The sequence below is a fragment of the Cellulosimicrobium sp. ES-005 genome (assembly GCF_040448685.1).
Taxonomy (GTDB): Bacteria; Actinomycetota; Actinomycetes; order Actinomycetales; family Cellulomonadaceae; genus Cellulosimicrobium; species Cellulosimicrobium cellulans_G.
Window position 1 is genome coordinate 3,408,821 of the sequence record NZ_CP159290.1, and the last position, 26,757, is coordinate 3,435,577.

Consider the following 26,757-nt stretch of genomic DNA (forward strand, 5'->3'; position numbering starts at 1 on the left):
GCGCCCCGGTCCCGAGGGACCAGGGCGCTCGCGCGCGGCAGCGCACCAGCGAGGGTTCGCCAGGGGTCAGGAGATGGTGCCGGTCCCCTCGCCCTCCAAGCGCTCGTCGTGCAGCAGCTCGCCCTCGGCGTCGACCGGGACGATCGTGCCGTCGAACGTGATGGGCGAGCCCGGCTGGTAGCGGAAGTTCGTCGCGTACGAGTAGGACTGGCCGGTGCCGAACGTGTAGACGGTCGGCTCGCGGTACGCGCCCGGCGCCATGCCGTCGTCGTTCACGCCCTGCGCCTCGTACAGCTCGTCGTCGACGATGGTGTCCATGCCCTGCATGTACGGCCAGTCGTCGTAGCGCTCGTCGATGCTCACGAGGCTCGAGCCGAGGTCGATCGGCGCGCCCTCGTTCGTGATGACGTAGTTGACGAAGACGATGTCGTCGCCCTCGGCGATGATCGGCAGGTTGTTCTCCGGGTCGACGAACAGGCCGTCCTTCGTCGCCTGCGTGACGCCCACCTGGTAGACGTCGATGCGCACGTCGCCCACGTTGAAGGTCGAGATCTGCTCGCCCGGGTTCGTGACGGGGTTCGCCCAGTCGGGCAGCTCGCCGCTCGAGCCGGTCTCCTCCGCCGCGGCGTCGTCGACCTCCTCCGCGTCGTCGACCGGCGCGGTCTCCTCGGCGGACGTCTCGTCCGGCGTCGGCGTCTCGGGCGTGTCGCCGCCGACGTTGATGGTGCACGCGGTGAGGCCGAGCGCGAGCGCGGCGGCGACGGTCAGACGTGCGGCGGAACGGACGGGACGCATGGTGAGCTCCGGGTGTCGGGGAGAGGTGCCGGACGGACCTTACCCACAGACGAGCGCGCGCTTCGATGGGGAGCGGTGCCCATGAGACGGCCCGGGACCTTCGCCTGTTGCGCCGCGGCCGGGGCGCGAGGACCCTTCCCCTATGCCTCGCCGCTCCTTCTCCCCGACCCCTCCCGCGTGCGCGGACCTGCGCGTTCGCCCCGCGACGTCCGCACCGTGGGGGTGCGCGTGAGTGCCCTGCGGGTCGAGCGCGCCGACGTCGTCGTCGTGGGTGGCGGTGGCGCAGGTCTCAGTGCCGCGCTCGCGATTGCGGAGGCCGCGGGCCAGGACGACCGCCGCTCGCCCGTCGTCGCGCTCGTCTCGAAGGTCTACCCGATGCGCTCGCACACCGTCGCCGCGGAGGGCGGGGCCGCGGGCGTCGTGGGCGACGACGACTCGCTCGAGCAGCACGTCGCCGACACCCTCGCCGGCGGCGCGGGGCTGTGCGAGGAGGAGTCCGTCCGGTTCGTCGTGGAGCGCGCGGCGGGCGAGCTGTACCGCCTGGAGCGCTGGGGCCTGCCGTGGTCGCGCACGGACGGCGGCGACGTGGCCGTGCGCCGGTTCGGCGGCATGAGCCGGGCGCGCACATGGTTTGCTGCCGACAAGACCGGCTTCCACCTGCTGCACACCCTGTTCCAGACGTCGCTGCGCTACTCGGGCGCGGACGGCCCGGTCCGCCGGTACGACGAGCACCACGTGCTCGACCTCGTGGTCGACGACCCGGGCGGGCCGGACGCGCGGGTGCGTGGCGTCGTCGTGCACGACCAGCACCGCGGCGAGCCGCTGCTCCTGGAGGCGCCCGCGGTGGTCCTCGCGACGGGCGGCTCGGCGCGTGCGTGGGGGACCAGCACGAACGCGGGCATCTGCACGGGCGACGGCACCGCGATGGCGCTGCGGGCGGGCGTGCCGCTGCGCGACATGGAGTTCCTCCAGTTCCACCCGACCGGGCTGCCGGGCAGCGGCATCCTGCTCACGGAGGCCGCCCGCGGCGAGGGCGGCGTGCTGCTCGACGCCGACGGCCGCCGCTACCTCGCCGACTACGGGCTCGGCCCGGAGACGCCCGTCGGGGCGCCGGTGCCGCGCACCATGGAGCTCGGGCCGCGCGACCGGCTCTCGCAGGCGTTCTGGCACGCCGACCGCGACGGCCGCACCATCCCGACGCCCGACGGCGGCGTCGTCCTGCTCGACCTGCGCCACCTGGGCAAGGAGCGCCTCGCCGAGCGGCTGCCGCTCGTGACCGGCCTCGCCCGGCAGTTCGCGGGCGTCGACCCGGCGACCGAGCCCGTCCCCGTCCGCCCGACGGCGCACTACACGATGGGCGGCATCCGCACCGACGCGCGCGGCACGACCGCCGTCGCCGGGCTGTTCGCCGCGGGGGAGTGCGCGTCCACGGGTCTGCACGGCGCCAACCGGCTCGGGTCCAACTCGCTCGTCGAGACCCTCGTCGTCGGGCGCGCGGCGGGCGAGGCGGCGCTCGTGTGGGCGCGGTCGGTCGGGCACCCGGGGGCCGACGGCGGCGCGGCGGGTGCCGGGGCCGGCGTCGGTCCGGCGTCGGCGGACGGGGCGGTGGTCGACCGCGCCGCCGAGATCGCCGACGGCTACCTCGCGATGCGGGGCCGCGGGACCGAGCCGCCCGCCGCGATCCGGGCCGAGCTCGGCCGCGTCCTCGACGCCGACGCCGGGATCTACCGTGACGCCGACGGGCTGCGGCGGGCGCTCGCGGCGGTCGAGGACCTGCGCGCCCGGTACGCCGACGTGCGCGTCGCCGACACCAGCGCCGTCCTCAACACCGACTGGGCGACGACCGTCGAGCTCGGCGCGACCCTGCTCGTCGCGCACGTGACCATCGCCGCCGCGCTCGCGCGCGAGGAGTCCCGCGGCGCCCACCAGCGCCTCGACTTCCCGGAGCGCGAGCCGGTGGCACACCACTCGGAGACCCGGCTGGGCGTGGACGGCACGCTGGAGGTAGAGCACGTCCCCGTGGGTGCGGTCGCCGAGCCCCACCCCGTGGGCGCCGAACACGACATGATGGCCGGAAAGAGCCCGACAACGACCTCTATGTCGTTCTCGGCGGACGAGGGGGCGGGGTTGTGAGCGAGGCAGAGTCGCCGGTCGAGGGGCGCAGGGTGCGTCTGGAGGTCGCGCGGACGTCGCCCGACGGCGCGGACACCGGGCGGCGGGACGTGTTCGACGTGCCCTACGACGACCGCACGTCCGTGCTCGATGCGCTCCAGTGGGTCAAGGACCACGCCGACCCCACGCTGACGTTCCGGTGGTCGTGCAAGATGGCCGTCTGCGGGAGCTGCGGCGTCATGGTCAACGGACGCCCGGTGCTCGGGTGCGAGACGTTCGTGCGCGGCTACCGCACGTCCGGCCTCGTCGTCGAGCCGCTCGCGCACGCCGAGGTGCTGCGCGACCTCGTCGTCGACACCGACACGTTCCTTGGCAAGCTCGCCGCCGTGCAGCCCTGGCTCGTGCCCGACGGCGCCACGCGCCTCCCGCTCGTCGACCCGCCCTCGACCGGAGCCGGAGCCGAGGCCGGGGCCGGGGCCGGCACCGAGGTCGAGGTGGGCGAGGACGTCGACGGCTCGCGGACGCCGGACGGCGGCGACGTGCTGCGGGCGGTCGGGCCGGCGTCGGGCCACCGGCAGACGCCGGGCGAGCTCGCCGCGTTCAAGGGCTTCGCCGAGTGCATCGACTGCATGCTCTGCTACGCCGCGTGCCCGCAGCTCGACGTCGCGCCCGACTTCCTCGGCCCGGCCATCGTCGCGACGGCACGCCGCTGGGACGAGGACTCCCGCGACGCGGGCGAGCTCGACCGCGCCGACGTCCTCGATACCGAGTTCGGCGCCTGGCCGTGCATCCAGGTCGGCGCGTGCACCCAGGTCTGCCCCAAGGGCGTCGACCCCGCCCGCGCGCTCCGCGACGCCCAGCGCGTCGCGACGGACACGTGGGACGTCCGGGAGCGCCGTCGGGCGACCTAACCCCCCTCGCGAGCTAGAGCCCTGGTCCCGCGAGGTAGAGGCGTGGTCGTGACCACGCCTCTACCTCGGCGGGGTCCTCAGCTCCCGAGGGCGGCGGAGACGACGTCCTTCGCCTCGGCCTGGACCTGGGTCAGGTGCTCGGCGGAGACGAACGACTCGGCGTAGATCTTGTAGACGTTCTCCGTGCCCGACGGCCGGGCCGCGAACCACGCGTTCTCGGTCGTGACCTTGAGCCCGCCGATCGGGGCGTCGTTGCCGGGCGCGTTGGTGAGCTTCGCGGTGATCGGCTCGCCCGCGAGCTCGGTCGCGGTGACCTGCTCGGGCGAGAGCTTGCCGAGCGTCGCCTTCTCCTCGAGCGTGGCGGGCGCGTCGACGCGCGCGTACCAGGACTCGCCGTAGCGCTCGACGAGGTCGCGGTGGTGCTCGGACGGCGTGCGGCCCGTGGTCGCGATGATCTCCGACGCGAGCAGCGCGAGGAGGAGGCCGTCCTTGTCGGTCGACCAGACGCGACCGTCCTTGCGGAGGAACGACGCCCCGGCGGACTCCTCGCCGCCGAACCCGACGGTCCCGTCGAGCAGGCCGGGCACGAACCACTTGAACCCGACCGGCACCTCGACGAGGCGCCGCCCGAGCCCGCCCGCGACCCGGTCGATGAGCGCGGACGACACGAGCGTCTTGCCGATCGCGGCGTCGTCGCGCCAGCCCTCGCGCGCGCCGCCGTAGAGGTACTGGATCGCGACGGCGAGGTAGTGGTTGGGGTTCATGAGCCCGGCGTCGGGCGTGACGATCCCGTGACGGTCGGAGTCGGCGTCGTTCCCGGTCGCGACGTCGAACGGCGCGCCGCCCTCGGCGTCGCCGGAGTCGCCGGTCATCCCCGCGACGAGCGACGCCATCGCGTACGGCGACGAGCAGTCCATGCGGATCTTGCCGTCCCAGTCGAGTGTCATGAACGCCCAGCGCGGGTCGACCTGCGGGTTGACGACCGTGAGGTCGAGCCCGTAGCGCTCGCCGATCTCGCCCCAGTACTCGACCGACGCGCCGCCCAGCGGGTCGGCGCCGATCCGCACGCCGGAGTCGCGGATCACGTCGAGGTCGAGGACGTTCGCCAGGTCGTCGACGTACGTGGTGAGGAAGTCGTGCTTGTGCACGTGCTCGGACGTGAGCGCCTGGGTCAGCGGCACGCGCGGCACGCTGCCGACGCCGGTGCGCAGGATCTCGTTCGCGCGGTCCGCGATCCAGCCGGTCGCCTCGGACCCGGCGGGGCCGCCGTGCGGCGGGTTGTACTTGAAGCCGCCGTCGCGCGGGGGGTTGTGCGACGGCGTCACGACGATCCCGTCCGCCAGCCCTGGCCCGGTGGTGCGGACGCCGTCGACCGTCGTCGCCTCGTTGTGCAGGAGGATCGACTGCGAGACGGCGGGCGTCGGGGTGAACGAGTCGCGCGCGTCGACGTAGGTCTGGACGCCCGCGGCGACGAGGACCTCGAGCGCGGTCTGCCACGCCGGGAGCGACAGCGCGTGCGTGTCACGACCGATGAAGAGCGGGCCATCCGTGCCCTGCGAGCGCCGGTACTCGACGATCGCGGCCGTGATCGCGATGATGTGCGCCTCGTTGAACGCGTGGTCCAGGCTCGACCCGCGGTGGCCCGACGTGCCGAACACGACCTTCTGGGCGGGGTTGTCGACGTCGGGGCTGAGGTCGTAGTAGGCGCCGACCACGGCGTCGACGTCGATGAGGTCGCTGGGCTGGGCGGGCGTGCCGGCGCGGGGATCCATGGGTCGATCCTGCCAGGGGTGACGTCCGCGCGTCAGCCGGGACCGCCGTCCGGTCGGGTTCTACCCGGCAGGTCCGGCGTTCGCGCGGTCGATCGCCATCTCGACGGCGTCGAGGAGACGGTCGAGGCTCGCGTCGAAGGGGCCCTGCGGGGCGTCGAACCCGCCCGCGACGTAGACGCGGGTCATGACGGGGTAGCGCTCGACGTCGAACCAGTCCTCCCAGAAGCTGCCGAGCGTCGTCCAGTACTCGTCGTTGCCGACGCCGGTCGCGTCGCGCTCGGTGCGCTCGGCGATCGTGGCGCGCGCGAGGCCCTGGACGTAGTTGTCGACGAGGCCGAGCGTGTCGACGACCTGGAGCTCGGAGAGGCCGGTGTCGACGATCGTGCGCAGGCCCGCCTCCTGGGCGTCGAGCACGTGCGGCGCGAGCGGGGCGCGCCACATGTTGGTCTGCAGGATCCAGGGGTGGCGCAGGTACAGGTTCCACAGCTCGTGCGCGTACTGCGCCAGCGCGGGCCGCCACGGAGCGCCCGCCGCCGGCAGGTCGAGCTCGGCGTACGCGTGGTCGATCATGAGGTCGACGAGCTCGGTGCGACCCGGCACGTAGGTGTACAGCGACATCGCGCCGACCCCGAGCTCGGTCGCGACGCGTCGCATGGACAGCGCGTCGAGCCCGCCCTCCTGCGCGACGGCGGTCCCGGCCTTCACGACGTCGTCGAGCGTGAGGCGCGGCTTGCGCCCACGCGTCGCGGGCGCGGGCGGGTCCCACAGGAGCGCGAGGCGGCGCGTGATCTCGGGCGTCCGGACGACCTCGGTGAACTGGGCCCGTGCGTGCTCCGCGGCCTGCACGGCGGAGGCGACCCCGGCGTCCGCGGCCGCGACGACTCCGCGCGGGCGCTCCGGCTCCTCCGGCTCCGGGGTCGCGGGCGAGGTCGGCGGGGTGCCCGACGGCGCGAGGTCGCCGTCGCGCTCGTCGGTGCGGTCGGTCGTCACGTGCGTATCCTCCCCGACTTCGGTCGCGTCCCGCCCGGAGGAGCCCGGCGGGACGAAGGCTTGCCTGTTCCCGTACACCGTATGCTAACGTGGATCGTCAATTTCGGTACGGCGTACGAAAGGGTGGCTCCGGTGATCCGAGCCCGTGGCCTGACCAAGACCTTCCACCGCAAGAAAGAGACCGTCGAAGCCGTCAAGGGCATCGACGTCGACGTCCGGGAGGGCGAGCTCGTCGCCTTCCTCGGTCCCAACGGGGCCGGTAAGTCCACGACCCTGAGGATGCTGACGAGCCTCCTCGAACCGACCGCCGGGACCGCCGAGGTCGCCGGCTACGACGTCGCCCGCGACCCGGCCCGGGTCCGCTCCCGCATCGGCTTCATCGGCCAGGGCAACGGCGGCGGCTACTCCTACCGGGTGCTCGACGAGCTCCACAACCAGGGCCGCTTCTACGGTCTGCCTCCCGCCGAGTACGCGCGTCGCGCCGCCGACCTGCTCGCCGCGCTCGACCTCGGCGGGCTCGAGAAGCGGACGGTCCAGTCGCTCTCCGGCGGGCAGCGGCGTCGGCTCGACGTCGCGCTCGGGCTCATGAACCACCCGCCGCTGCTGTTCCTCGACGAGCCGACGACGGGCCTCGACCCCCACGCCCGCGCCAACCTGTGGGAGCACATCGCCGCGATGCGCGAGCGCTACGGCATGACGATCGTCCTCACCACGCACTACCTCGACGAGGCCGACAGCATGGCCGAGCGCGTCGTCGTCATCGACCACGGCGAGATCATCGCCGACGCCACGCCGGACGCGCTCAAGCACAGCCACGCCGACGACGTCATCACGCTCGCGGTGGTCCCCGCGGCCGGCGGGAGCAGCGTCCCCGGCGAAGGGCCGGTCGCGGTGCCCGACGTCGTCGGCCGCGTCCGCGCGTCGCTCGCCGAGGACGTGGGCCAGGTCGAGACCACGAGCGGCGCCGACGGCGTCGTGTCCGTCCGGATCTCCACGACCCACGGCGCCGACCGGCTGCCCGAGGCCATCGAGGCGCTGCGCGTCGGCGGCCTGGCCGTCCGCTCGGCCGAGCTCAGGCAGGCGAGCCTCGACGACGTGTTCCTCAACCTCACCGGGCGCAGCCTGCGAGAGGAGGCCGCATGAGCACGCGCACCGACCTGTCGTCCCCGGCGAGCCGGACGGCGCCCGGCACCGACGCGGTGATGCGGACCGGGGCCGCGAAGTTCCTCGCCGACACCTGGGCCGTCTTCACGCGCGAGATCCTGCTCGTCCTGCGCGATCCCTTCACGCTGATCTTCTCGCTGCTCCAGCCGCTGATCTTCCTCGGCCTGTTCGGCCCGCTGCTCACGGGCGCGGTCGGCGGGTTCGGGGGTGGAGCGCCCGGCGGCGGCGGGTCGACGGCGGAGACGCTGCAGTGGTTCGTGCCCGGCGTGATCGTCATGATCTCGCTGTTCGGCACCTCCATGAGCGGGTCGAACCTGCTGTACGAGATGATGACCGGCTCCTACGAGCGCGTCCTCGCGACGCCGCTCGACCGGTCCGCGATCCTCGTCGGCCGCTCGCTCAAGGAGTTCGCGCCGCTCGTCGTGCAGGGCCTGCTCATCGCGCTCGTCTGCGTCCCGTTCGGGTTCACGCTCTACCCGCTGCACCTGCTCGTCGGGCTGCTGCTGCTCGGGCTGTTCGGCATCGGCGTGGGCGCGCTGTCGATCGCGCTCGCGCTCGCCGCGAAGAACCGCGAGTGGCTGTTCTGGGGCGTCCAGCAGTCGTTGCTCTTCCCGCTGCTCATCCTCTCCGGGATGATGCTGCCGCTCGAGGCCGGCCCGGCGTGGATGCGCACGGCGGCGCTGTTCAACCCGCTGACGTACATCGTCGACGCGGAGCGCGCGCTGCTCGCCGGGAGGTTCGCGGACCCGGACGTGCTGTGGGGCTTCGTCGCCGCGGCGGTGACGTGCGTCGTCGGCCTCTGGATCGGCATCCGCCGCACCCGCAAGACGGTCTGACCCTCGCGGCGAACCCGGGACCGCTCCCCACCGCGACACCGTCGTGGGGAGCGACCCCGGGTTCGACCGAGGACGTTCGTCCCGGGTCGGGCGGACGTCGTGCCCGTCCTCGCGGTGTTCGCCGCGAGGCGCTACTCGGGCGGTCGTACGCTCGCAGGGGCCCGGCCGATCCGGGCGGACGGCGCGACAGGAGGCCACAGGTGAGCGACACCCGGACGGCGCAGGGGACGCGGGACCGCGCGGGGAGGGTGGTCGTGCGGCGGCACGCCGAGGTCGTCGCGGCGGCGCAGGACCCCGTCCTCTTCTCCAGCGCGGCGTCGGCCCACCTGCAGGTGCCCAACGGGCTCGACGGCGCGGAGCACGCGCGGGCGCGCCGGCTCCTCGACCCGTTCTTCGCCCCGGACGAGCTCGCGTGGCTCGCCCCGGTGCTCGACGACCTCGCCGCCGGGCTGGTCGACGACGTCGCGGGCGGCCCGTTCGACGCCGTCGAGCTCGGCGCCCGCTACGCCGTGCGCGCCCAGTCGGCGTGGCTCGGCTGGCCCGCCGACCTCGAGGCCGAGCTGCTCGACTGGGTCGCGGAGAACCGTGCCGCGACCCGCTCCGGCGACCGCGCCTGGACGGGTCGTGTCGCCGCGCGCTTCGACCGCATCGTCCGCGGCCTGCTCGACGCGCGCCGCGCCGGCGCGACGGTCGGACCGGCACCGACCGGCCCGGAGCGCGACCCCGCGACCGGTCCCGACGTCACCGCCCGGCTGCTCGCCCAGCACGACGACGGCCGCCCGGCCTGGACGGACGAGGAGCTCGTCTCGATCCTGCGCAACTGGACCGGGGGAGACCTGTCCTCGCTCGCCCTGTGCGCGGGCGTCGTCGTGCACTGGCTGACCGAGCACCCCGAGCACCAGCGCCACCTGCGCGACGCCCCGGACGCCGCGCTCGACGCGGCGGTCGACGAGATCCTGCGCCTCGACGACCCGTTCGTGTCCAACCGGCGCGTCGCGACGCGCGACACCGTCGTGGCCGGGTGCCCCGTCGCCGCGGGCGAGCAGGTCGTGCTCGACTGGCGCGCGGCCAACCGCGACCCGGAGGCGTTCGACGACCCGGCCGCGTACGACCCGGAGGGCCACGCCGACCGCAACCTCGTCTACGGGACGGGTCCGCACGCGTGCCCGGGCCGCCTGCTCGCGACGCTCGAGCTGCGCGTCCTCGTCCGCCGCCTCCTGCGCGCGGGCACGGTCGTGCACGACGACGCGCGGCCGGCCGAGCGCGAGACCGCGCCCGTCGCGGGCTTCCGCACCGTCCCGGTGCGCGTCGTCACCGCCCCCTGACCCTCGGAGCACCGACGGCGCCCGAGCCCCGACGAGACGAGGTCCGCACCCGCGGCGGGTCCGGCGTCGGGCACGCGCGGCCACGGGACCGCGTGGCCCGACGCGAGCGACGCGCGCGCGTCGAGGACACGCTGGTTGGTGCTGCCGCGGAACGCGAGGGTGAGGTCGCGGCGCGCGAGGTCGAAGCGGCCGTCGACGAGCACGTCGACCTCGGCGAGCAGCGCGCGCTGGTCGGGGGAGCCGGTGCACAGCTCCTCGAGGGTGTAGCCCGTCCAGCACCACACGTCCTTGCGGTCGCCGTGCTCCGCGCGCAGCCGGCGGACGAGCCGCAGGCACACCTCCGTGTTGAGGAACGGCTCCCCACCGAGCAGGGAGAGGCCCTGCACGGCGGGGTGCGCGAGGTCGGCGAGGACGCGCTCCTCCAGCGCGTCGTCGTAGGGGCGTCCGTAGCGGAAGCTCCACGCGGCCTCGTTGAAGCAGCCCTCGCACGCGAACAGACAGCCGCTCACGTAGAGCGAGCAGCGCACGCCCTCGCCGTCGACCATGACGAACGGCTTGTAGTCCGCGACGTACCCCCGGCTGACGCGGTCCGGGCGCCAGCCGGGGCCCGGGGTGCGTGCCACCGTCCCTCCTACGCGGTGCCCGACGGCGCAGCCCGGCCCGGTGCGGTCGGCGCGCCGTCGTCCGCGGTGGACGACGGCGGTCCCGCCAGGTGCTTGACCCGCGCGGAGATCTCCGCGTGGCGGCCGTGCACCATGGGGCGCTGCTGCGGGTTGCCGAGGTACCCGCACGTGCGCTTCACGACGTCGCACGTGCGCGGGTCGGCGTTGCCGCACGACGGGCACGCGAAGCCGCGCGCGGTCGGGTCGAAGTCGCCCGTGAACCCGCACGCGTAGCAGCGGTCGATGGGCGTGTTCGTGCCGAGGTAGCCCACGCGGTCGTACGCGTAGTCCCACACCGCCTCCAGGGCCTTCGGGTTCTGCTGGAGCACGGGGTACTCGCAGTAGTGGATGAACCCGCCGGACGTGTACCGCGCGTACTCGGCCTCGAAGTCGAGCTTCTCGAACGGCGTCGGGCTCTTGCGGACGTCGTAGTGGAAGCTGTTCGTGTAGTAGTCCTTGTCGGTGATGTCGGGCACCGCGCCGAACCGCTCCCGGTCGAGGCGGCAGAACCGGTCGGTGAGGCTCTCGCTCGGCGTCGCGTAGACGCTGATCCGGTAGCCGAGCCGCGCCGTCCACCCGGCGGCGTGCGCGTGCAGGGACCGCAGCACGTCGAGCGTCAGCTCCTTGGCCCGCGGGTCGTGCTCCCAGGCGCCGCCGTAGAACGCGGCGGCCACCTCGTACAGCCCGATGTACCCGAGCGACACCGTGGCGCGGCCGTCGCGGAAGAGCCGGTCGACGTCGTCGTCCGGTGCGAGGCGCTCCCCGAAGGCCCCGTGGACGTAGAGGATCGGCGCGTTGCCCGGCGTCGCCTCCTTGCAGCGCTCGATGCGGAAGACGAGCGCGTCGTGCACGGTCTCCAGGCGCTCGTCGAGCAGTCGCCAGAACGTGTCGAGGTCGCCCGCCGCCTCGAGCGCGATGCGCGGCAGGTTGAGCGTCACGACGCCGAGGTTCATGCGCCCCTCGGAGACGTCCCGGCCGTGCTCGTCCTGCCAGCCCTGGAGGAACGACCGGCACCCCATGGGCACCTTGAACGACCCGGTGAGCTCGACGATCTTGTCGTACGACAGCACGTCCGGGTACATGCGCTTCGTCGCGCACTCGACCGCGAGCTGCTTGAGGTCGTGGTTGGGGTCGCCGGGGTCGAGGTTCACGCCGCGGCGCAGCGTGAAGATGAGCTTGGGGAAGATCGCGGTGCGGCCCTCGCTCCCGAGGCCGCGGATCCGGATCTGGAGGATCGCGCGCTGGATCTCGCGCTCCAGCCAGCCCGTGCCGAGCCCGAACCCGACCGACGTGAACGGCGTCTGCCCGTTCGACGTGAACAGGGTGTTGATCTCGTACTCCAGCGACTGCATCGCGTCGTAGATGTCCTTGCGCGTCTTCTCGCGCGCGTACTCCTCGTGCGCGGACTCGTCGGCGATCCACCGGCGCGCGTCCGCGAGGTGCTTCTCCAGGTTGCGCTCGGCGTAGGGAGCGAGGAGCTCGTCGATGCGGTTGACCGAGCACCCGCCGTACTGGCTGGAGGACACGTTCGCGATGATCTGGCTGATCTGCGCCGTCGCGGTCTGGATCGAGCGGGGCGGCTCCACCTGCGCGTTCCCGATCCGGAAGCCGCTCGACAGCATCGACCGGAAGTCGATGAGGCAGCAGTTCGTCATGGGCGCGTAGGGGTGGTAGTCGAGGTCGTGGTAGTGCAGGTCGCCCTTCTGGTGCGCGTTCGCGACGTGCGGCGGCAGCATCCGCAGCCCGATCGCCTTGCCCACGGTCCCGGCCGTGAGGTCGCGCTGGGTGTTGAAGACCTCGCTGTCCTTGTTGGCGTTCTCGTTGACGACCGTGGAGTCCTTGTCCAGCAGCCGCACGATCGAGTGGTTGAGGTCCGTCGCGCGGCTGCGCGCGAAGTCGCGCTGCACGCGGTAGTCGATGTAGGCGCGCGCGACGTCGTACTCGTGCGACCCGAGCAGCACGTGCTCGACGACGCCCTGGATCTCGTAGATCTTCACCGTGCCGACGAACCGCGCGGCGATCTCCGCGTCGACGCGGTCCACGACCTCGTCGACACGGCTCCGGTGCGCGGCCGTGAGGTCGCCGTGCACCTCCGCGAAGGCCTTCGTCACGGCGGCGCGGATGCGGCCGTCGTCGAACGGCCGCCGACGGCCGTCGCGCTTGAGGACCTCCAACGTGGTGGTGCCGACGGTCGGTGCTGCCTGGTCGAGCTCGATGGTGCTCATCGTTCCCGTTCCCCTCTGCCCACCGAGTTCTCGTCTCCGTCCCGCAGGGGTTGCGAGACGGACCGCACCCCAACATGTGGGGTCTGGATCACGGCTGCGCCACCATATCTAGTCGGCAGGGCGCGTGCGACGCGGATCCCCGGCGTGGCGGCGAGCACGGGACAGGTCGGGACCTCGGTCCCGTGGCGACGGGACCTGCGACCCGGCCGGACGGGGATTTCTCGCGGTCGGGACCGCGCGTCGCGGCGCTAGCGTCGGGTCGTGTCCCGACGTCCCCCCGGCTGGGTGCCGAACCAGCACGGCGCGTGGCCGATGCTGCTCCTGCCGTTCGTCGTCGGGACGATCCGAGGGATCCAGGACACCGGGTTCCGGCCGGTAACCGTCGCGCTCGGTGCGCTGTGGCTCGTCGGCTACCTCGCCTACTTCGCGGCAGGGCTCTGGCTGAAGTCGCGCCGTCGGCCGCGCTACCGGCGCCCGATGCTCACGTACGCCGCGACCACTGCGGCGCTCGGGCTGGTCGTGCTCCTGCTCGACCCGGCGCTCGCGCTCTGGGCCCCGGTGTTCCTCCCGTTCCTCGCGCTCGGGCTCTGGGCCTCGGCGCAGCGCACCGAACGGTCCGTCGCGGCGGGCGGCGCGATGACGGTGGCGGCCTCGCTCATGACGGTCGTCGCGTACGCCGCGTGCCGGTCCCCGGGCGCACCCGTGCTGGCGGTCCCCGGGGTGGTGTGGTTCGTCGCCGCGCTCCTGCTCGCCTACCTGTTCGGGACCGTGCTCTACGTCAAGACGATGATCCGCGAGCGCGGCGTGCGGTCGTACGTCGTCGGCTCGGTCGCGTACCACGCGGCGGTCACCGTCGCGGCGGGCGTGGTCGCCGTCGTGCACGACCCCTCGTGGTGGTGGGCGACGGCGTTCCTCGCTGCGGCGACGGTGCGCGCGGCCACGCTGCCGGGCCGGCCCTTGAGCCCGCGGGCCGTCGGGATCGGCGAGATCGTCGCGACCGTGCTGCTGCTCGTCGTCGCGCTCGTCGTGCGGTAGCACGACCTGGCTGCGTCCCTGGGCCGGGAGCGGACCTCCCGGCCCAGGAATGGTCGGCGGCTCAGCAGGTGTGTGCGGGCACCTCGACCTCCTGCGCGTGCGGGTCGCCGTCGGGCAGCGTGGCCGTCACGGTGACGGTGCCGGCCTCGATGCTCGTGGCGCGCGAGGCGAACGACTGGTAGGCGTTCGTGCCCGGCTCGACGCCGGTGAACGACTTCTCACCGAACGGCGTGGAGAGGGTCACGTCGACCGGTGCGTCGCCCACGTTCGTCGCGCGCACCGCCACGTAGACCGTGCCCGCCAGGCACCGCGGCGCGACCTCGACGTCGACCTGCGGGGTGGGCTCGTGCGAGCCCGCCACCTCGAGCCGGGTGAGGAACAGCTTGCCTCCCCAGCCGTCCTCGGGCGTCGAGTCGGAGAACCGCAGGTACAGCGACCCGTCCGTCGACCCGGTCGTCGCGAGGAGGTCTGCGACGTCCAGCGTGTGCTCGGCGCGGTTGCTGTCGAAGATCGGCGAGCCCTCGGCCTTGAGCACCTCGGTCCAGGTCTCGCGGTCGGCGGACGCCGAGACGAGGTACTGGTTCGCGAGGTCGACGGTGATCGTGCCCGCGGTCGCGCTGGCGAGCGGGACCTCGTAGACGAAGAAGTTGTGCTCGTCGGCGAATCGAGCCTGGCCGGTGGTCTGGGAGCCGCTGTCCTGGACCAGCCAGCCCGCCTCCTCGGGGGTGGTGGGCACGATCTCGACGACGTCGCCCACGAGGCGCACGGTGCCTCGACCCGTGAGGGCCCAGGAACCGGTGGTCGCGGCGACCTCGAGCGTGTACGCCCGCGGGGCGACGCTCGCCGACGGGGTCACGGTGACCGTCCTGGTGACCGTCGCGCCCGCCGGCACCTCGACCTCAGCCGACACGGGGTCGACGGTCCACCCGTCGTCCAGCGTCATGGCGAGGTCCACGGTGACCGCCTCGTCGGTGCTGCTCGTGAGGGACACCTCGACCGCGGCGGCGCCACCCGGCCGCAGCGCGGCGCTGCCGACCTCGATCGTCACGGGTGCGACGGGGACCTCGTCGATGGTCAGCAGCTCCACCTCGGCGAGCTGCACCGACCCCGCGGTGTCGAGGAACCGCACCCGGTACTGCGCCATCGTCGCGTCGTCGGCGAGCCGGAACGGCCGGGTCTGGTTCCGCCACGGGAACGTCTGGTCCGTGCGCTCGTCGAGCACGGTCCACGACTCGCCGTCGTCGGAGCCCTCGAGGACCCAGTGGGTCGGGTCCAGCGCCGCGTCCGTGCCGGAGGTGAGGGTGTAGAAGTGCACGGGGACGTCCGTGCCTCCGCTGACGAGGTACCGCACCCACGGCTCGTCGCCGGTGAGGGTCGTCTGCGTCGCCGACGTGTCGTCGAACAGCGCGCCGGCCTCGCCGCCGCTGCTCGACGCCACGCCGTGCCCCGCGCCGGTCACGTCCTCCATCGGGTCGGGGGTCTCGCCGACGGCGGTCACGGAGCCGGGGACGTCGTCCTCGCCCGTGCCCCACGCACCGGGCTCGTCGCCCATCGTGAAGCGCAGGGTCGCGCCGTCCGCGAGCTCGTCGTGCGCGACGACCGTCGACGAGTGGTCCTCGCCGTCGATCGTGAGCGACTGCACGTAGATGTTTCCCTCGCTCGTGCCCGGCGCCTCGATGACCACGTCGCCGCCCGGCAGGTGCAGCGTCGCCTTCTCGAAGAGCGGCGAACCGATCGCGTACTCGCCCGAACCCATCTGCAGCGGGTAGAGGCCGAGCGCGCTCATGACCTGCCACGACGAGCTGGCGCCGTTGTCCTCGTCGCCGGGGTAGCCCTGGCCGATCTCCGAGCCGACGAACCCGCGCTGGAGCGCAGCGCGCACCTGCTCCTGGCCCTTCCACGGCTGCTGCGTGAAGCTGTACATCCACGGGATGTGGTACGAGACCTGGTTCGCGATGGCCCACTGCCCGAGCCGCAGGTCACGGGCCTCGCGCATCTCGTGGATGATGCCGCCGTACGAGCCGCGCTTCTGCGCGAGCTCCGGGGTCGCGAAGAACTCGTCCAGCTTGTCGGCCAGCGCCGCACGGTCACCGCCGAACAGCTCCGCCAGTCCCTGCCCGTCGTACGGCGCCGGGAACGCCTCGTTCCAGCCGTTCGCCTCGGCGTAGTCGTGGTCGTTGCCCCACACGCCGGGGTCGTACTGCTCGGGAGAGCTCGTCCACTCACCCTCTCGGGACTTGCCCTGGAAGAACCCGGTCGACCCGTCGAACAGGTTCGCGTACTCCTGCGAGCGGCTCAGGAGGTACTCGGCCTCCTCGTCGAGCTGCGCGCGCTCGTCCGCGGGCGTGGCCGGGTCCTCGGCCATCGCCCGCGCCATCTGCGCGATCGCGAAATCGTTCATCGCGCCGTCCTTGGACCAGGCGAACGCGGCACCGCCGAGGTCGTTCGGCACGTAGCCGAGAAAGTTCGACTCCTCGAGGCCGTGGCGCCCGATCATCCCGGAGCTGGGCCGCACGGTGGCGTTCTTCAGCGCGGCGTCGTAGGTGTCGCGGGCGTCGAGCCCGGGCACGTCCTTGACGTAGGCGTCGGCGAACGCCGAGTCGGAGCTCGTGCCCGTCATGATGCGGGCGTAGCCCGGCTGCGACCACGGCGAGATCCATCCGCCGTCGCGGTACTGCTGGACGAACCCGTCGACGAGCTCGCCCGCCGTCTCGGGCCACAGCAGCGAGTACGACGGCCACGCGGTGCGGAACGTGTCCCAGAACCCGGTGTTGACGAAGAGCTTGCCGTCGAGGATCCGCGCGCCGGTCTCGGTCGGCGTGGTCCCCGGGGCGACGCCGCCCGAGCCCGACTGGTCCGCGTGCCGGTACACCGGGTCCTCGGCCGTGCCGACGTTCTCGTACGCCGAGTTCGGGTAGAGGTTGATCCGGTAGAGGTTCGAGTAGAGCGTGCGGAGCTGGTCCTCCGTCGCGCCCTCGACCTCCACGACGCCGAGGCGCTCGTCCCAGGCGTCCTGGGCGTCCGCGACGAGGTCCTCGAACGTGGCGTCGTCGGCGATCTCCAGCTCGAGGTTCTTCTTCGCCTGCGCGGTGCCGAGGAGCGACGTCGCGACCCGCATCTCGACCGTTCCGGCGTCGAACGAGACGTAGCTCGTCGCGGGCCGCTGCCCGGCGACGTGGTCGGTCGCGGTGACCGGTGCGGAGAACTCGCCGTACAGGTACATCCGCTGCGCGTCGGTGCCGCCGGAGGGGTTGGTGTAGCCCGTGAAGGTGCCCGCCGCGGCGTCCACGGTGAAGTCCGCGACGCTGTCGATGGCGTCGAGGACGATGCTCCGCCCGCCCTCGTCGGGGAACGTGAACCGGAACGCGGCGGCGTGGTCGGTCGGGGTGATCTCGGTGCGCAGCCCGTTCTGGAACGTCACGTCGTACAGGTGCGCCGTGGCCACCTCGTCGTCGTGGGAGAACGCGAGGCCGCGCGCCGCGCGGTCCGTGTCCGGCACGCCCGTCGCGACGGACGGCATGAACTGGAACGCCTGGCGGTCGCCCACCCAGATGCTCGGCTGGTGGCTCGACGAGAACGCCTGGATCACGGGCAGGTTCTGGGCGTCGTTGCGCTCCTGGTAGTGGTAGAGCGTGCCGCGGGAGCCGGCGTCGGTCATCGGGGTCCAGAAGTTGAACCCGTTCGGCCACGCCACCGCGGGGAAGTTGTTCCCGCGCGAGTAGCCGCCGCCGCTGGAGTTGGTGCCGCGCCTCGTGTCCACCCAGTCGGAGGGTCGTGCGTCCTCGGGCGTCGGGGACGCGTCGGCGATCTCGATGTCGTCGACCCAGCCGCTGACCGGAGCGGGACCCTCGGGGCCGTCGTACGTCAGGAGCACCCGGTCGACCGTCTTGCCGGTCGCGACGGCTCCGAGATCGGTCGCCTTGCGGTTCCACTGGAGCGGGTAGATCGTGCCCGACTCGCCCTGCGACCGGGCGTCCAGGTCGACGCCGTGGTGGTCGACCGCGCCCAGGTCGCTGAGAGAGGTGCCGTCGGTGAACACGAGGTCGACCGCGACGAACGTGGAGGCGTAGTCCACGACCTGCTCGTCGAACTCGGGGAAGAGGAGGTAGGACAGCTCGGTGTCGGGGCCGACCGGTACGTCCACGTCCAGGACGACGCTGGTCGCGGCCCCTTCACCGGCGGCCTCGTGCGTCGCGCTGTAGTGCAGCGCCCGGAGCCCGGTGAACCCGACGTCGTTCTTGGCCGCGTACGAGGTGTCCGGCCCGTCGTCGACCACGAGGTCGAGACCGGGCGAGCCGTCGCCGCGGACCACGCCCGACGCGACGGGCTGGCCGTCGGCGCCGAGCTCGACCGTTCCGACGACCGCCGGGTCCCCGGTCTCGAAGGACGTGCGGAGCTCGCCGCCCTCGGCCGCGGCGGAGCCCGCCGCGGGCAGGACGAGCGAGGTCACCAGCAGGGACGCTGCGGCGGCGGTGCCGACGCCCGTCCTCGGGGCGCGGCGAGGTCGGTGACGGGACGGTACGGGGTGCATGTCTGCTCCTGAGATCGTGTGCCGCGACGGTGCGGCCGGACGACGTCGTGGGCGGAGGCGCGATGCCGTGCTGTCCCGGGCCCCGGACAGGGGCCGTGGGGAGACGGGACGCCCTCGCCACGGGCCGGCCGGGTCCTCGCCGCCGTGCGACGCACCATCGCGTCGCGCTGCATCGGCGGACAGGGGCCAGCCCGATCCCAGCATCCTGGGCGGTATTGACACCGCTGTCAAGCGATCGGTCGAAACCGCTCTGTCCGGACATGTCGTGCCGTCCTCCGTCGGGGAGCCCGGAGCGCGGCCTCCCGCGTCGCGCCGGCGCTCGGCGGAGCACCCGTTCCCGAGCGAGGACGCGCGCGTTCCGGGACCCCGCCGTCGGGCCCGATGGTTCACTGGCCCGATGGACGACGACGCGCCCCTCACGGTCTCCGGCCTCGGCGAGCGCGTCGAGGCCGTCTCGGCGCTCTACGCGCGGAAGTTCGGCGTCGAGCGCGACCCGGACTGGTTCATGCTCAAGCTCGCCGAGGAGGTCGGGGAGCTCACGCAGGCGTTCCTCGTCGCGACGGGACGCACCCGCCCGCGCGGGGACGCACCACCGTCCGGAGCGGCGCCTGACGGGGCCACCGGGGACGACGGCGGGGCCTCGCCCCTCGCGGACGAGGTCGCCGACGTCCTGGCGCACCTGCTCCTGCTCGCGCGCTCCCAGGGCGTCGACGTCGACGCTGCCGTACGGCGCAAGTGGCTCGCGTGGGAGGCGGAGCTGCCGTGACCCGGCGCGGGGCCGGCGACGTGCGGCCGGGGCGGTACCGGCGCCGCTAGGGTGGCGCCGTGACCGACCACCGCACCGATCCGCCCGTCAGCGCCGACGAGGTCGACACGCTGCGCGGCTTCCTCGACTTCCACCGCGACACGCTGCGCTGGAAGACGTCGGGACTCGACGCGGCCGAGCTCGCGCACCGGCTCGGGCCCTCGTCGATGACGCTCGGCGGGCTGCTCAAGCACCTCGCGTTCGTGGAGTCGAACTGGTTCTCCGAGGTGCTGCTCGGGGAGCCGCTCATGGCACCCTTCGACACCGCGGCCTGGGCCGAGGACCGCGACTGGGACTGGACGACGGCAGCGGGCGACTCCCCGGAGGAGCTGCGCATGCTCTTCGACCGCGCCGTCGCGGCGTCCGACGCGATCCTCGACGACGCGCTCGCCGACGGCGGGCTCGACCGGCTGAGCGCCCGACCGGACCGCCACACGGGCGAGCACTGGAACCTGCGCTGGATCCTCGTGCACATGATCGAGGAGTACGCCCGGCACAACGGTCACGCCGACCTGCTCCGCGAGGCGATCGACGGAACCGTCGGCGAGTAGCGCGACCAGCGCCGCGCGCACGGCATGGTCGCGGTCGCCGCGTCCGGACGGGGTCGTCTCACGCACCCGGCGGCGGACGGGATGACGGTTGCCGCGAGCGGCGTCGCCCGGGACCATGGCCGACGTGACCGCTCCTGAGCAGCCCTCGTCCGTCCCTCCCTCGCGCCGTCCGAGCGTCGCGACCGTGGTCCTCGCGGCGCTCGTCCTGCTCGGCGTCGCGCTCCTGGCCGTCGCGGCCTGGGTCGCGAGCCGCCCGACGGCGTCCGGATGGTTCGCGTACGCGCCGCTGTCCGGCACCACGTTCGTCCCCGGCGGGGCGTACCCGCTGGGTACCGCGGCGCTCCTCGCCGGTGCGGGCGCGCTGCTCGTCGGAGGCGCGGTCGGGTTCGTCGTGGGCCGCCGCAGCGGCCCGGCTGCGGTGGTGGGCTCCGGGACGACCGGACCCGGCACCTCCGGCCCGGGCGGTGCCGTGGAACCGGGCGGTGCCGCGGGCCCGGGCGAGACCTCGGGTCACGGTGCCGACGAGGCGCCTGCCGGATGAGCGCGCGCGACGACCTCGTCCTGCTCGACCTCGACGGCACGCTCACGGACTCGGCCCCCGGCATCCTCGCGTCGGTGCGGCACGCGTACGGCGTCCTGCGGCTCCCGGTCCCCGCCGAGGCGGTGCTCCGCGGCTTCGTCGGCCCGCCGCTCGCGGACTCGTTCGCCGCGCACGGCGTGCCGCACGACCGCGTGGCCGACGCCGTCGCCGCCTACCGTGACGTGTACGCGGCCGGGAACCTCCTCGACAACGCGGTCTACCCCGGCATCTCCGCGTGCCTGACGGCACTGCGCGGCGCCGGGCTGCGCCTCGCCGTCGCGACGTCGAAGCCGGAGCCGATGGCGCGGCGGATCGTCGCCCACTTCGGGCTCGACGCGCACCTCGACCGCGGCCTCGACGACGTGTTCGGCGCGACGCTCGACGGCTCGCGCAGTGCCAAGGCGGACGTCGTCGCGCACGCGCTCGCGTCGCTCGACGCCGCTCGGCGCGTGGTCATGGTCGGCGACCGCGAGCACGACGTCCTCGGCGCCGGCGTCCACGGGATCCCGTGCGTGGGGGTCGCGTGGGGCTACGCGCGCCCGGGTGAGCTGACCGCGGCGGGCGCGACGGCGGTCGTCGGGACGCCGGCCGAGCTCGCGACCGTCCTGCTCCGCCGGGCGCCGCTCGCCGCCTGACCGGACACCGCCGGCCGTCGGCGACGCGGGCCGATCGTGCCGGAGCGGACGGTGGGTCGCCGCTCAGGCGCGGGCGACGACGAGGACGGGCGCGAGCAGACCCGCCCTCGTCGCGGCGACGTTGTTGCTGATCCGCGTGACGAACTCCGCACCGAACACGACCACGAGGCCGTCCTGCCGGGGTCCGCCCCCGGCGGCGAGCGCCGCGCGCCGGTCCTCGACCCGCAGGACGTCGAACCCGGCGGCCGTCAGCGCGCGGCTGTAGTCGTCGGGGGTCTCGACGAACGACGACCCGGCGTCGACCGCCCACGGCAGGGGGAAGGGCAGGTCACCCGGTCCGACCCGCATCTGCTCGAACAGCCCGAACGGGCTCCCGGGGCGCACCACGCGGTGGACCTCCGTGAAGAGCGCCGCCTTGTCCGGCACGTTCATGCCGACGTGGACGAGCATCGCGCGGTCGTGCGAGGCGTCCGCGCACGGCAGCCGGTCGCCGTCGCCCAACGTGAACGTCACGAGGTCGGCGAGCCCCGTCCGCGCGGTGAGCTCGCGCGCGGCGTCGACGAAGTCCGGGCTGAGGTCCACCCCGGTGACCTGGCAGCCGTGCCGGTGCGCGGCGAGCCGCGCCGGGCCGCCGAGCCCGCTGCCGACGTCGAGCAGCGCCGTGCCCGGCGCGAGCCCGAGGAGGTCGAGGAGGGCGGCGGTCGACGTCGCGCCCCCGGCGTGGAGCTCGTCGTACGGGGCGAGCGCGTCGACCGTCACCGGCCCGTCGCCGGCTCCCGCCGCAGCGAGGAGGCGGGCCGCGAGGTCCTTGCCGGCGTAGTGCTGCCGTACCTGCTGCGTCGTGGCCATGGCGGCCTCCGTGCTCGTCGCGTCACCCGCGGGCGCTCTCCCTCGACGGTACGCCCGTCGGCCCTGCCCTGCCGTGCCGGAAGCCCTGTCCGAGGCAACCTGTTGACCTTGACGTAACGTCAACTTCTAGCGTGGTTCTCGTTGCCGCACGAGGCGGCCGCCGAGCCACCGAGACCGTGAGAGGAGACAGGAGATGCCCGCCGCCGGGACGACGAGCGAGCGCACGGCCGACTGGTCGATCCAGGAAGTCGCGCGACTCGCCGGCACGACGAGCCGGACCCTGCGCCACTACGACGCGGTCGGTCTGCTGCGCCCCAGCCGGGTCGCGTCCAACGGCTACCGCCACTACGACGCGGACGCGCTCGTGCGGCTCCAGCGGATCCTGCTCCTGCGCGACCTCGGCCTCGGGCTCCCCGCGATCCAGGAGGCGCTCGACGGCGACCCGGGGGAGCGGGGCGACCGGCCGCCGTCGGGCAGGGACGCCCAGGTGCGGGCCCTGCGCGGCCACCTCGAGTGGCTGCAGGCGGAGCGGCAGCGGCTGGCGCGACAGATCGCGTCGGTCGAACGGACGATCACCACGATGGAAGGAGGTGGCGAGCTCATGGCGGACGACATGTTCGACGGGTTCGACCACACGCAGTACAAGGACGAGGTCGAGGACCGCTGGGGCAAGGACGCGTACGCGCGCGGCGACGCCTGGTGGCGCGGGATGTCCGACGACGAGCGGGCGGCGTGGCAGGCCCGCTCCCGCGAGCTCGGCGAGGACTGGGCCGCGGCGGCCGCGCGGGGCGTCGACCCGGCGTCCGAGGAGGCGCAGGCGCTCGCGCGCCGCCACGTCGAGTGGCTCGGCGCGATCCCCGGCACGCCGGGCGCCGGTGCGGCACCGGTCAAGGAGTACGTCGTCGGTCTCGGCGAGATGTACGTGGCGGACGAGCGGTTCGCGAAGAACTACGGCGGGGTCGAGGGCGCGACGTTCGTGCGCGACGCCCTGCGCGTCTACGCGGACCTGCACCTGTAGGGCTCGTGCCCGGGCCGGGACCTCCGGCCCGGGCGCGAACCGCGCGACGTCACTAGCCTGGAACGTGGCGGGACACGGCGCCCCGCCGCCGCCAGGAGGCAGCCATGGCCACGACGTCGACGTCCACCGGCCCGGCCACGACCCGCAACGTCGCCCTCGTGGGGCACAGCGGGTCGGGCAAGACCACGCTCGCGGAGGCGTTCCTCCATCGCGCGGGCGCGATCCCGCGGCCCGGGTCCGTCGCCGAGGGGACGACCGTCTGCGACCACGAGCCCGAGGAGGTCGCGCGCGGCATCTCGGTGAGCCTCGGCGTCGCGCACCTCGACTGGCGGGCGCCCGACGGCGTCACGCACCAGGTCACCCTGCTCGACACCCCGGGGTCGCCGGACTTCGCCGGGTCCGTGGACGCGGCGCTCGCGGTGGCCGACCTCGCGGTCGTGGTGGTGAGCGCCGTCGACGGGGTCCAGTCGGGCACGGAGGAGGTCTGGCGGCGCTGCGACGAGGCGGGGATCCCCCGCCTCGTCGTCGTCTCCCAGGAGGACCGCGCGCGGGCGAGCTTCCGCACCGTCCTCGGCGCGCTGCGCGGCGCGCTCGACGCGCCGTTCGTGCCGCTCGAGCTCCCGCTCGGCGAGGAGCAGTCGCTGCACGGCGTGGCCGACGTCCTCACGGAGCGCGCGCGGGAGTACGACGGCGACGGGCGCACCCACGAGGAGGACGTCCCCGCGGACGTCCGGGACGAGGAGCACGCGCTGCATGACGAGGTCGTGGAGGAGATCGTCACGCACGACGACGACCAGCTCGAGGCGTACCTCGCGGGCGACGAGCCCGGGGCGGCGGACCTCGAGCGCACGCTCGCGCACGAGGTGCTCACGGGGGAGGCCGTGCCCGTCCTGCTCGCGTCCGCGGTGACGGGCGTCGGCGTCGACCGCGTGCTCGACCTCGTGTGCGAGCTCGGCCCCTCGCCCGCCGACCGCGCGGCCGTCGTCGCGCTGCCCGACGGCGCGGGGTCGGCGGGCGCCGACGGCTCCCCGTCGGGCGCGACGACCGAGGTCGCGGCCGACCCGTCCGGGGACGCGCTCGTGCACGTGTTCCGGACGGTCGTTGACCCGTTCGTGGGCCAGGTGTCGGTGTTCAAGGTGCTCTCCGGGTCCGTCGCGACGGGCGACCGCCTCGTGAGCACCGCGACCGGCGCCGAGGACCGCGTGCACGGTCTGTTCCGGCTGCGCGGGCGCGAGCACGTCGCGGTCGACCGCGTGGTCGCCGGTGACGTGGCCGCCGTCGCGAAGCTCTCCGCCGCCGCGACCGGGACGCTGCTCGCAGGGCGACGGATGCCCGTCGCCGCGCGCGACCTGCCGTCGCGCGCACCCGTCTACGCGCTCGCGCTGCGGCCGGTGTCCCAGTCCGACGACGACAAGCTCTCCGCCGCGCTCACCCGCCTGCGCGCCGAGGACCCGACCCTGCACGTCGACCTCGCCGGGTCGCAGGCCGTGCTCGGGGGCCTCGGCGACACGCACCTCGCCGTCGCGGTCGAGCGGCTGGAACGCTCGTTCGGCGTGCGCGTCACGACCGAGCCCGTCCAGGTCGCGTACCGCGAGACCGTCACGCGCGCCGTCGAGGTCGAGGGCAAGGTGAAGAAGCAGTCGGGCGGGCACGGGCAGTTCGCGGTCGTGCAGCTCCGGGTGTCGCCGCTCCCGCGCGGCGACGGGTTCGAGTTCGTGAGCTCCGTCGTCGGCGGGTCGGTGCCGCGCCAGTACCTCCCCGCCGTGGAGCGCGGTGCGCGCGAGGCCATGGAGAGCGGCGGGCCGCACGGCTACCCGGTCGTCGACCTGCGCGTCGAGGTGCTCGACGGCAAGGCGCACTCCGTCGACTCCTCCGACATGGCGTTCCGCACCGCGGGCGGGGTCGGGGTGCGCGAGGCGCTCGCGGCCGCGGGCACCGTCGTCCTGGAACCCGTCTCCGCCGTGTCCGTGACCGTCCCGTCCGACGCGCAGGGCGACGTCATGGGCGACCTCTCCGCGCGCCGCGGCCACATCACCGCGACCGACTCCCTGCCCGACGGCCGCGTGCGCGTCGACGCGCTCGTCCCCGAGGCCGAGCTCACCCGCTACGTCCTCGACCTGCGCTCGATCACGGGTGGGCGTGGGTCGTTCACGGCCACCCCCGACCGTTACGAGGTCCTTCCCGGCGGAGTCGGGGCGAGTCGCTAGGGGTGTGCACCTCGACGAGTCGCGGTGCGACCATCACCAGTCTAGCGCCGATAAGGCACCTTATGTAACTTTAAGCAGTGCGTATCGCATCAGATGCGACATTCTTCCCTGCTGGGACTTCCCCGGTCGCGAGGCCCAATTCTGCCGCTTGACTTGCGGCAACGGCACGACTCGCGCATCGCGATGGGGTCGCACGGCGCACAGATGGGTTGGCAGAGTGTGCGGCGCGCAACCCTGTGACCTGCAGACTCTTGCCTCTCATCGCATCTGATGCGAGTATCTCGCGACAGGTGCGAGTCGTGGAGGTCGGATGGGGCCGGGTGGGAACGTCGTCGTGCTGCCGGTAGTGGCCGGTCGTGTGGTGCGCGATCCGGCGTTGACGACGTTCGAGGCGATGCTGGACGGGTGGCGGTCGCAGCAGCTGGCGCGTGGGTTGGCGTTCTCGACGATCTCGGCGCGTGAGCAGGTGGTGCGCCGATTTCAGGGGTACTGCAACGAGTGGCCGTGGGTGTGGACGATGGTGCTGGCGGATGAGTGGTTCACGGACTTGCGGGTACATCGCCGGGTGGCGCACTCGACGCTGCGGTCGGTGCAGGGTGCTCTGCGCCAGTTCTGCTGGTACGTCACCGACCCGGCCTACGGCTGGGCGGCAGAGTGCGAGGCGCGGTTCGGGACGCACCCGGTGCAGGTCGTGACCGAGGCGAACGCGGTGGCGCACGTGCAGGCGAACGAGTCGCGGCCTACCAAGCGCGCGTTCACTCACGCCGAGCTGCAGGACTTCCTGGACCACGCGGACGAGCAGGTGCTGCGCGCCCAGACGCTGGGCCGCAAGGGGTGGCTCGCTGCCTACCGGGACGCGGTCGTGTTCAAGATCGCCTACTCCTACGGTCTGCGACGCAACGAGGTCCGGATGCTCGACGTCACCGATTTCGGGGCGAACCCGCACGGCCCCGGCTTCGGGGCGTTCGGTGTGGCCTATGTCCGGCACGGCAAGGCGATGCGCGGCGCCCCGCCCAAGCGGCGCAGCGTGCTGACGGTGTGGGACTGGACGAGCGAGGTACTGGCCGAGTGGATCCACGAGATCCGCCCCGCATACCGCCCCGGTCCGCGGGACCGGGCGCTGTTCCCGTCCGAGCGCGGCGAACGCATCGGCTTGTCCGGGCTGAACCGCACTTTCGCCCGCTACCGTCGCGAACTGGGCCTGTCCGACGGGCTGGACATGCACTCCCTGCGCCGGTCGTACGTGACCCACCTGATCGAGTCGGGCTTCGACGCTCTGTTCGTGCAGCAGCAGGTCGGGCACGAGCACGCCTCCACGACCTCGCTCTACACCTGCGTCTCCTCGGACTTCCGCACCCGCACCCTGACCAGGGCGCTGACCAAGACACTGGACCAGCTGCCCTCGACCCTGGAGGAACGATGACCCGCGTGCCGACCTACCGCTGGCGCCTGCGCGAGCTCATGGCCGCCCACGGCCTGTTCACCACCACCGCACTGATGCCGCTGCTGACCGAGCGTGGCATCCAGCTCTCCGCGTCCCAGGTGCACCGCCTGGTCACCCAGACCCCCGAACGGCTCAACCTCACCGTCCTGGCCGCACTGTGCGACATCCTCGAGTGCACCCCCGCCGACCTCATCCCCACCGACGTCCAGACCCGCACCGAACAGGTCGCCGTCGGCGCACCCGTGCTCGACATGGCCACCGTCGGACGCCCCCGCCGGGCACGGATACGCCCCGATGCCTGAGTGCGCAC

The 26,757-nt window shown here is 73.5% G+C and carries 20 protein-coding genes and 1 pseudogene; 14 read left to right on the forward strand and 7 right to left on the reverse strand.

What is annotated here, in order from left to right:
* Nucleotides 1–66: 66 nt before the first annotated feature.
* The gene (locus ABRQ22_RS15255) at nucleotides 67–795 is read right to left on the reverse strand and encodes a hypothetical protein (protein ID WP_353707334.1); all 729 of its coding nucleotides are present in this window, start codon (nucleotides 793–795) and stop codon (nucleotides 67–69) included.
* Between the two features lie 228 nt (nucleotides 796–1,023).
* Between ABRQ22_RS15255 and ABRQ22_RS15260 the strand changes: the two genes are divergently transcribed.
* Both ABRQ22_RS15260 and ABRQ22_RS15265 read left to right on the forward strand, forming a co-directional pair.
* Nucleotides 1,024–2,928 carry an FAD-binding protein gene (locus tag ABRQ22_RS15260; protein ID WP_353707335.1) on the forward strand — a complete coding sequence of 635 codons (1,905 nt, stop codon included), beginning with the start codon at nucleotides 1,024–1,026 and terminating at the stop codon, nucleotides 2,926–2,928.
* Nucleotides 2,925–3,818 carry a 2Fe-2S iron-sulfur cluster-binding protein gene (locus ABRQ22_RS15265; RefSeq protein WP_353707336.1) on the forward strand — a complete coding sequence of 298 codons (894 nt, stop codon included), beginning with the start codon at nucleotides 2,925–2,927 and terminating at the stop codon, nucleotides 3,816–3,818. Before ABRQ22_RS15260 ends, ABRQ22_RS15265 begins: the two co-directional genes overlap by 4 nt.
* A gap of 77 nt (nucleotides 3,819–3,895) precedes the next feature.
* Here ABRQ22_RS15265 and pgm read toward each other — a convergent pair whose 3' ends face one another.
* Complete coding sequence (gene pgm / locus ABRQ22_RS15270; protein WP_353707337.1) at nucleotides 3,896–5,590, reverse strand: phosphoglucomutase (alpha-D-glucose-1,6-bisphosphate-dependent); 1,695 nt, start codon at nucleotides 5,588–5,590, stop codon at nucleotides 3,896–3,898.
* 60 nt (nucleotides 5,591–5,650) lie between these two features.
* The gene (locus ABRQ22_RS15275) at nucleotides 5,651–6,580 is read right to left on the reverse strand and encodes a TetR/AcrR family transcriptional regulator (protein ID WP_353707338.1); all 930 of its coding nucleotides are present in this window, start codon (nucleotides 6,578–6,580) and stop codon (nucleotides 5,651–5,653) included.
* 132 nt (nucleotides 6,581–6,712) lie between these two features.
* Here ABRQ22_RS15275 and ABRQ22_RS15280 point away from each other — a divergent pair, with 132 nt between their 5' ends.
* From ABRQ22_RS15280 to ABRQ22_RS15290, 3 genes are all read left to right on the forward strand, one after another.
* On the forward strand, nucleotides 6,713–7,723 hold the full coding sequence (locus ABRQ22_RS15280; protein WP_353707339.1) for an ATP-binding cassette domain-containing protein: 1,011 nt from the start codon (nucleotides 6,713–6,715) through the stop codon (nucleotides 7,721–7,723).
* A 59-nt stretch (nucleotides 7,724–7,782) separates the two neighbouring features.
* Nucleotides 7,783–8,580, forward strand: a complete 798-nt coding sequence (locus ABRQ22_RS15285) for an ABC transporter permease (protein ID WP_253052517.1) — start codon at nucleotides 7,783–7,785, stop codon at nucleotides 8,578–8,580.
* Nucleotides 8,581–8,780: 200 nt separating this feature from the next.
* Nucleotides 8,781–9,905, forward strand: a complete 1,125-nt coding sequence (locus ABRQ22_RS15290) for a cytochrome P450 (protein WP_353707340.1) — start codon at nucleotides 8,781–8,783, stop codon at nucleotides 9,903–9,905.
* A gap of 131 nt (nucleotides 9,906–10,036) precedes the next feature.
* Here the strand turns inward: ABRQ22_RS15290 and nrdG are convergent.
* Together nrdG and nrdD are read right to left on the reverse strand one after the other, a co-directional pair.
* A pseudogene (nrdG, locus tag ABRQ22_RS15295) lies at nucleotides 10,037–10,528 on the reverse strand (anaerobic ribonucleoside-triphosphate reductase activating protein); the annotation flags it as partial.
* A gap of 8 nt (nucleotides 10,529–10,536) precedes the next feature.
* Nucleotides 10,537–12,792, reverse strand: a complete 2,256-nt coding sequence (gene nrdD, locus ABRQ22_RS15300; protein WP_353707341.1) for an anaerobic ribonucleoside-triphosphate reductase — start codon at nucleotides 12,790–12,792, stop codon at nucleotides 10,537–10,539.
* 261 nt (nucleotides 12,793–13,053) lie between these two features.
* On the opposite strand from nrdD, the gene ABRQ22_RS15305 reads away from it, so the two are divergent.
* On the forward strand, nucleotides 13,054–13,827 hold the full coding sequence (locus tag ABRQ22_RS15305) for a YwiC-like family protein (protein ID WP_353707342.1): 774 nt from the start codon (nucleotides 13,054–13,056) through the stop codon (nucleotides 13,825–13,827).
* 61 nt (nucleotides 13,828–13,888) lie between these two features.
* Here the strand turns inward: ABRQ22_RS15305 and ABRQ22_RS15310 are convergent, their stop codons facing one another.
* Nucleotides 13,889–18,277, reverse strand: a complete 4,389-nt coding sequence (locus ABRQ22_RS15310; protein ID WP_353707343.1) for a GH92 family glycosyl hydrolase — start codon at nucleotides 18,275–18,277, stop codon at nucleotides 13,889–13,891.
* A 478-nt stretch (nucleotides 18,278–18,755) separates the two neighbouring features.
* On the opposite strand from ABRQ22_RS15310, the gene ABRQ22_RS15315 reads away from it, so the two are divergent.
* The 4 genes from ABRQ22_RS15315 (at nucleotide 18,756) to ABRQ22_RS15330 (ending at nucleotide 20,929) form a co-directional block, all read left to right on the forward strand.
* Nucleotides 18,756–19,124 carry a pyrophosphatase gene (locus tag ABRQ22_RS15315; RefSeq protein WP_353707344.1) on the forward strand — a complete coding sequence of 123 codons (369 nt, stop codon included), beginning with the start codon at nucleotides 18,756–18,758 and terminating at the stop codon, nucleotides 19,122–19,124.
* Nucleotides 19,125–19,183: 59 nt separating this feature from the next.
* Complete coding sequence (locus ABRQ22_RS15320; protein WP_353707345.1) at nucleotides 19,184–19,714, forward strand: DinB family protein; 531 nt, start codon at nucleotides 19,184–19,186, stop codon at nucleotides 19,712–19,714.
* A 124-nt stretch (nucleotides 19,715–19,838) separates the two neighbouring features.
* Nucleotides 19,839–20,255: a hypothetical protein gene (locus tag ABRQ22_RS15325; RefSeq protein ID WP_353707346.1), complete on the forward strand. Its 417-nt coding sequence runs from the start codon at nucleotides 19,839–19,841 to the stop codon at nucleotides 20,253–20,255.
* Nucleotides 20,252–20,929 carry an HAD hydrolase-like protein gene (locus tag ABRQ22_RS15330; RefSeq protein ID WP_353707347.1) on the forward strand — a complete coding sequence of 226 codons (678 nt, stop codon included), beginning with the start codon at nucleotides 20,252–20,254 and terminating at the stop codon, nucleotides 20,927–20,929. The genes ABRQ22_RS15325 and ABRQ22_RS15330 overlap by 4 nt, the downstream gene beginning before the upstream one ends.
* A 63-nt stretch (nucleotides 20,930–20,992) precedes the next feature.
* Here the strand turns inward: ABRQ22_RS15330 and ABRQ22_RS15335 are convergent, their stop codons facing one another.
* On the reverse strand, nucleotides 20,993–21,778 hold the full coding sequence (locus tag ABRQ22_RS15335) for a class I SAM-dependent methyltransferase (RefSeq protein ID WP_353707348.1): 786 nt from the start codon (nucleotides 21,776–21,778) through the stop codon (nucleotides 20,993–20,995).
* A gap of 193 nt (nucleotides 21,779–21,971) precedes the next feature.
* On the opposite strand from ABRQ22_RS15335, the gene ABRQ22_RS15340 reads away from it, so the two are divergent.
* From ABRQ22_RS15340 to ABRQ22_RS15355, 4 genes are all read left to right on the forward strand, one after another.
* Nucleotides 21,972–22,796 carry a MerR family transcriptional regulator gene (locus ABRQ22_RS15340; protein WP_353707349.1) on the forward strand — a complete coding sequence of 275 codons (825 nt, stop codon included), beginning with the start codon at nucleotides 21,972–21,974 and terminating at the stop codon, nucleotides 22,794–22,796.
* A 104-nt stretch (nucleotides 22,797–22,900) separates the two neighbouring features.
* Entirely contained in the window at nucleotides 22,901–25,003 is a 2,103-nt protein-coding gene (locus ABRQ22_RS15345; protein WP_353707350.1) for an elongation factor G, read from the forward strand.
* 334 nt (nucleotides 25,004–25,337) lie between these two features.
* The gene (locus tag ABRQ22_RS15350) at nucleotides 25,338–26,426 is read left to right on the forward strand and encodes a tyrosine-type recombinase/integrase (protein WP_353707351.1); all 1,089 of its coding nucleotides are present in this window, start codon (nucleotides 25,338–25,340) and stop codon (nucleotides 26,424–26,426) included.
* Nucleotides 26,423–26,749: a helix-turn-helix transcriptional regulator gene (locus tag ABRQ22_RS15355; RefSeq protein WP_353707352.1), complete on the forward strand. Its 327-nt coding sequence runs from the start codon at nucleotides 26,423–26,425 to the stop codon at nucleotides 26,747–26,749. The genes ABRQ22_RS15350 and ABRQ22_RS15355 overlap by 4 nt, the downstream gene beginning before the upstream one ends.
* The last annotated feature ends 8 nt before the right edge of the window (nucleotides 26,750–26,757 follow it).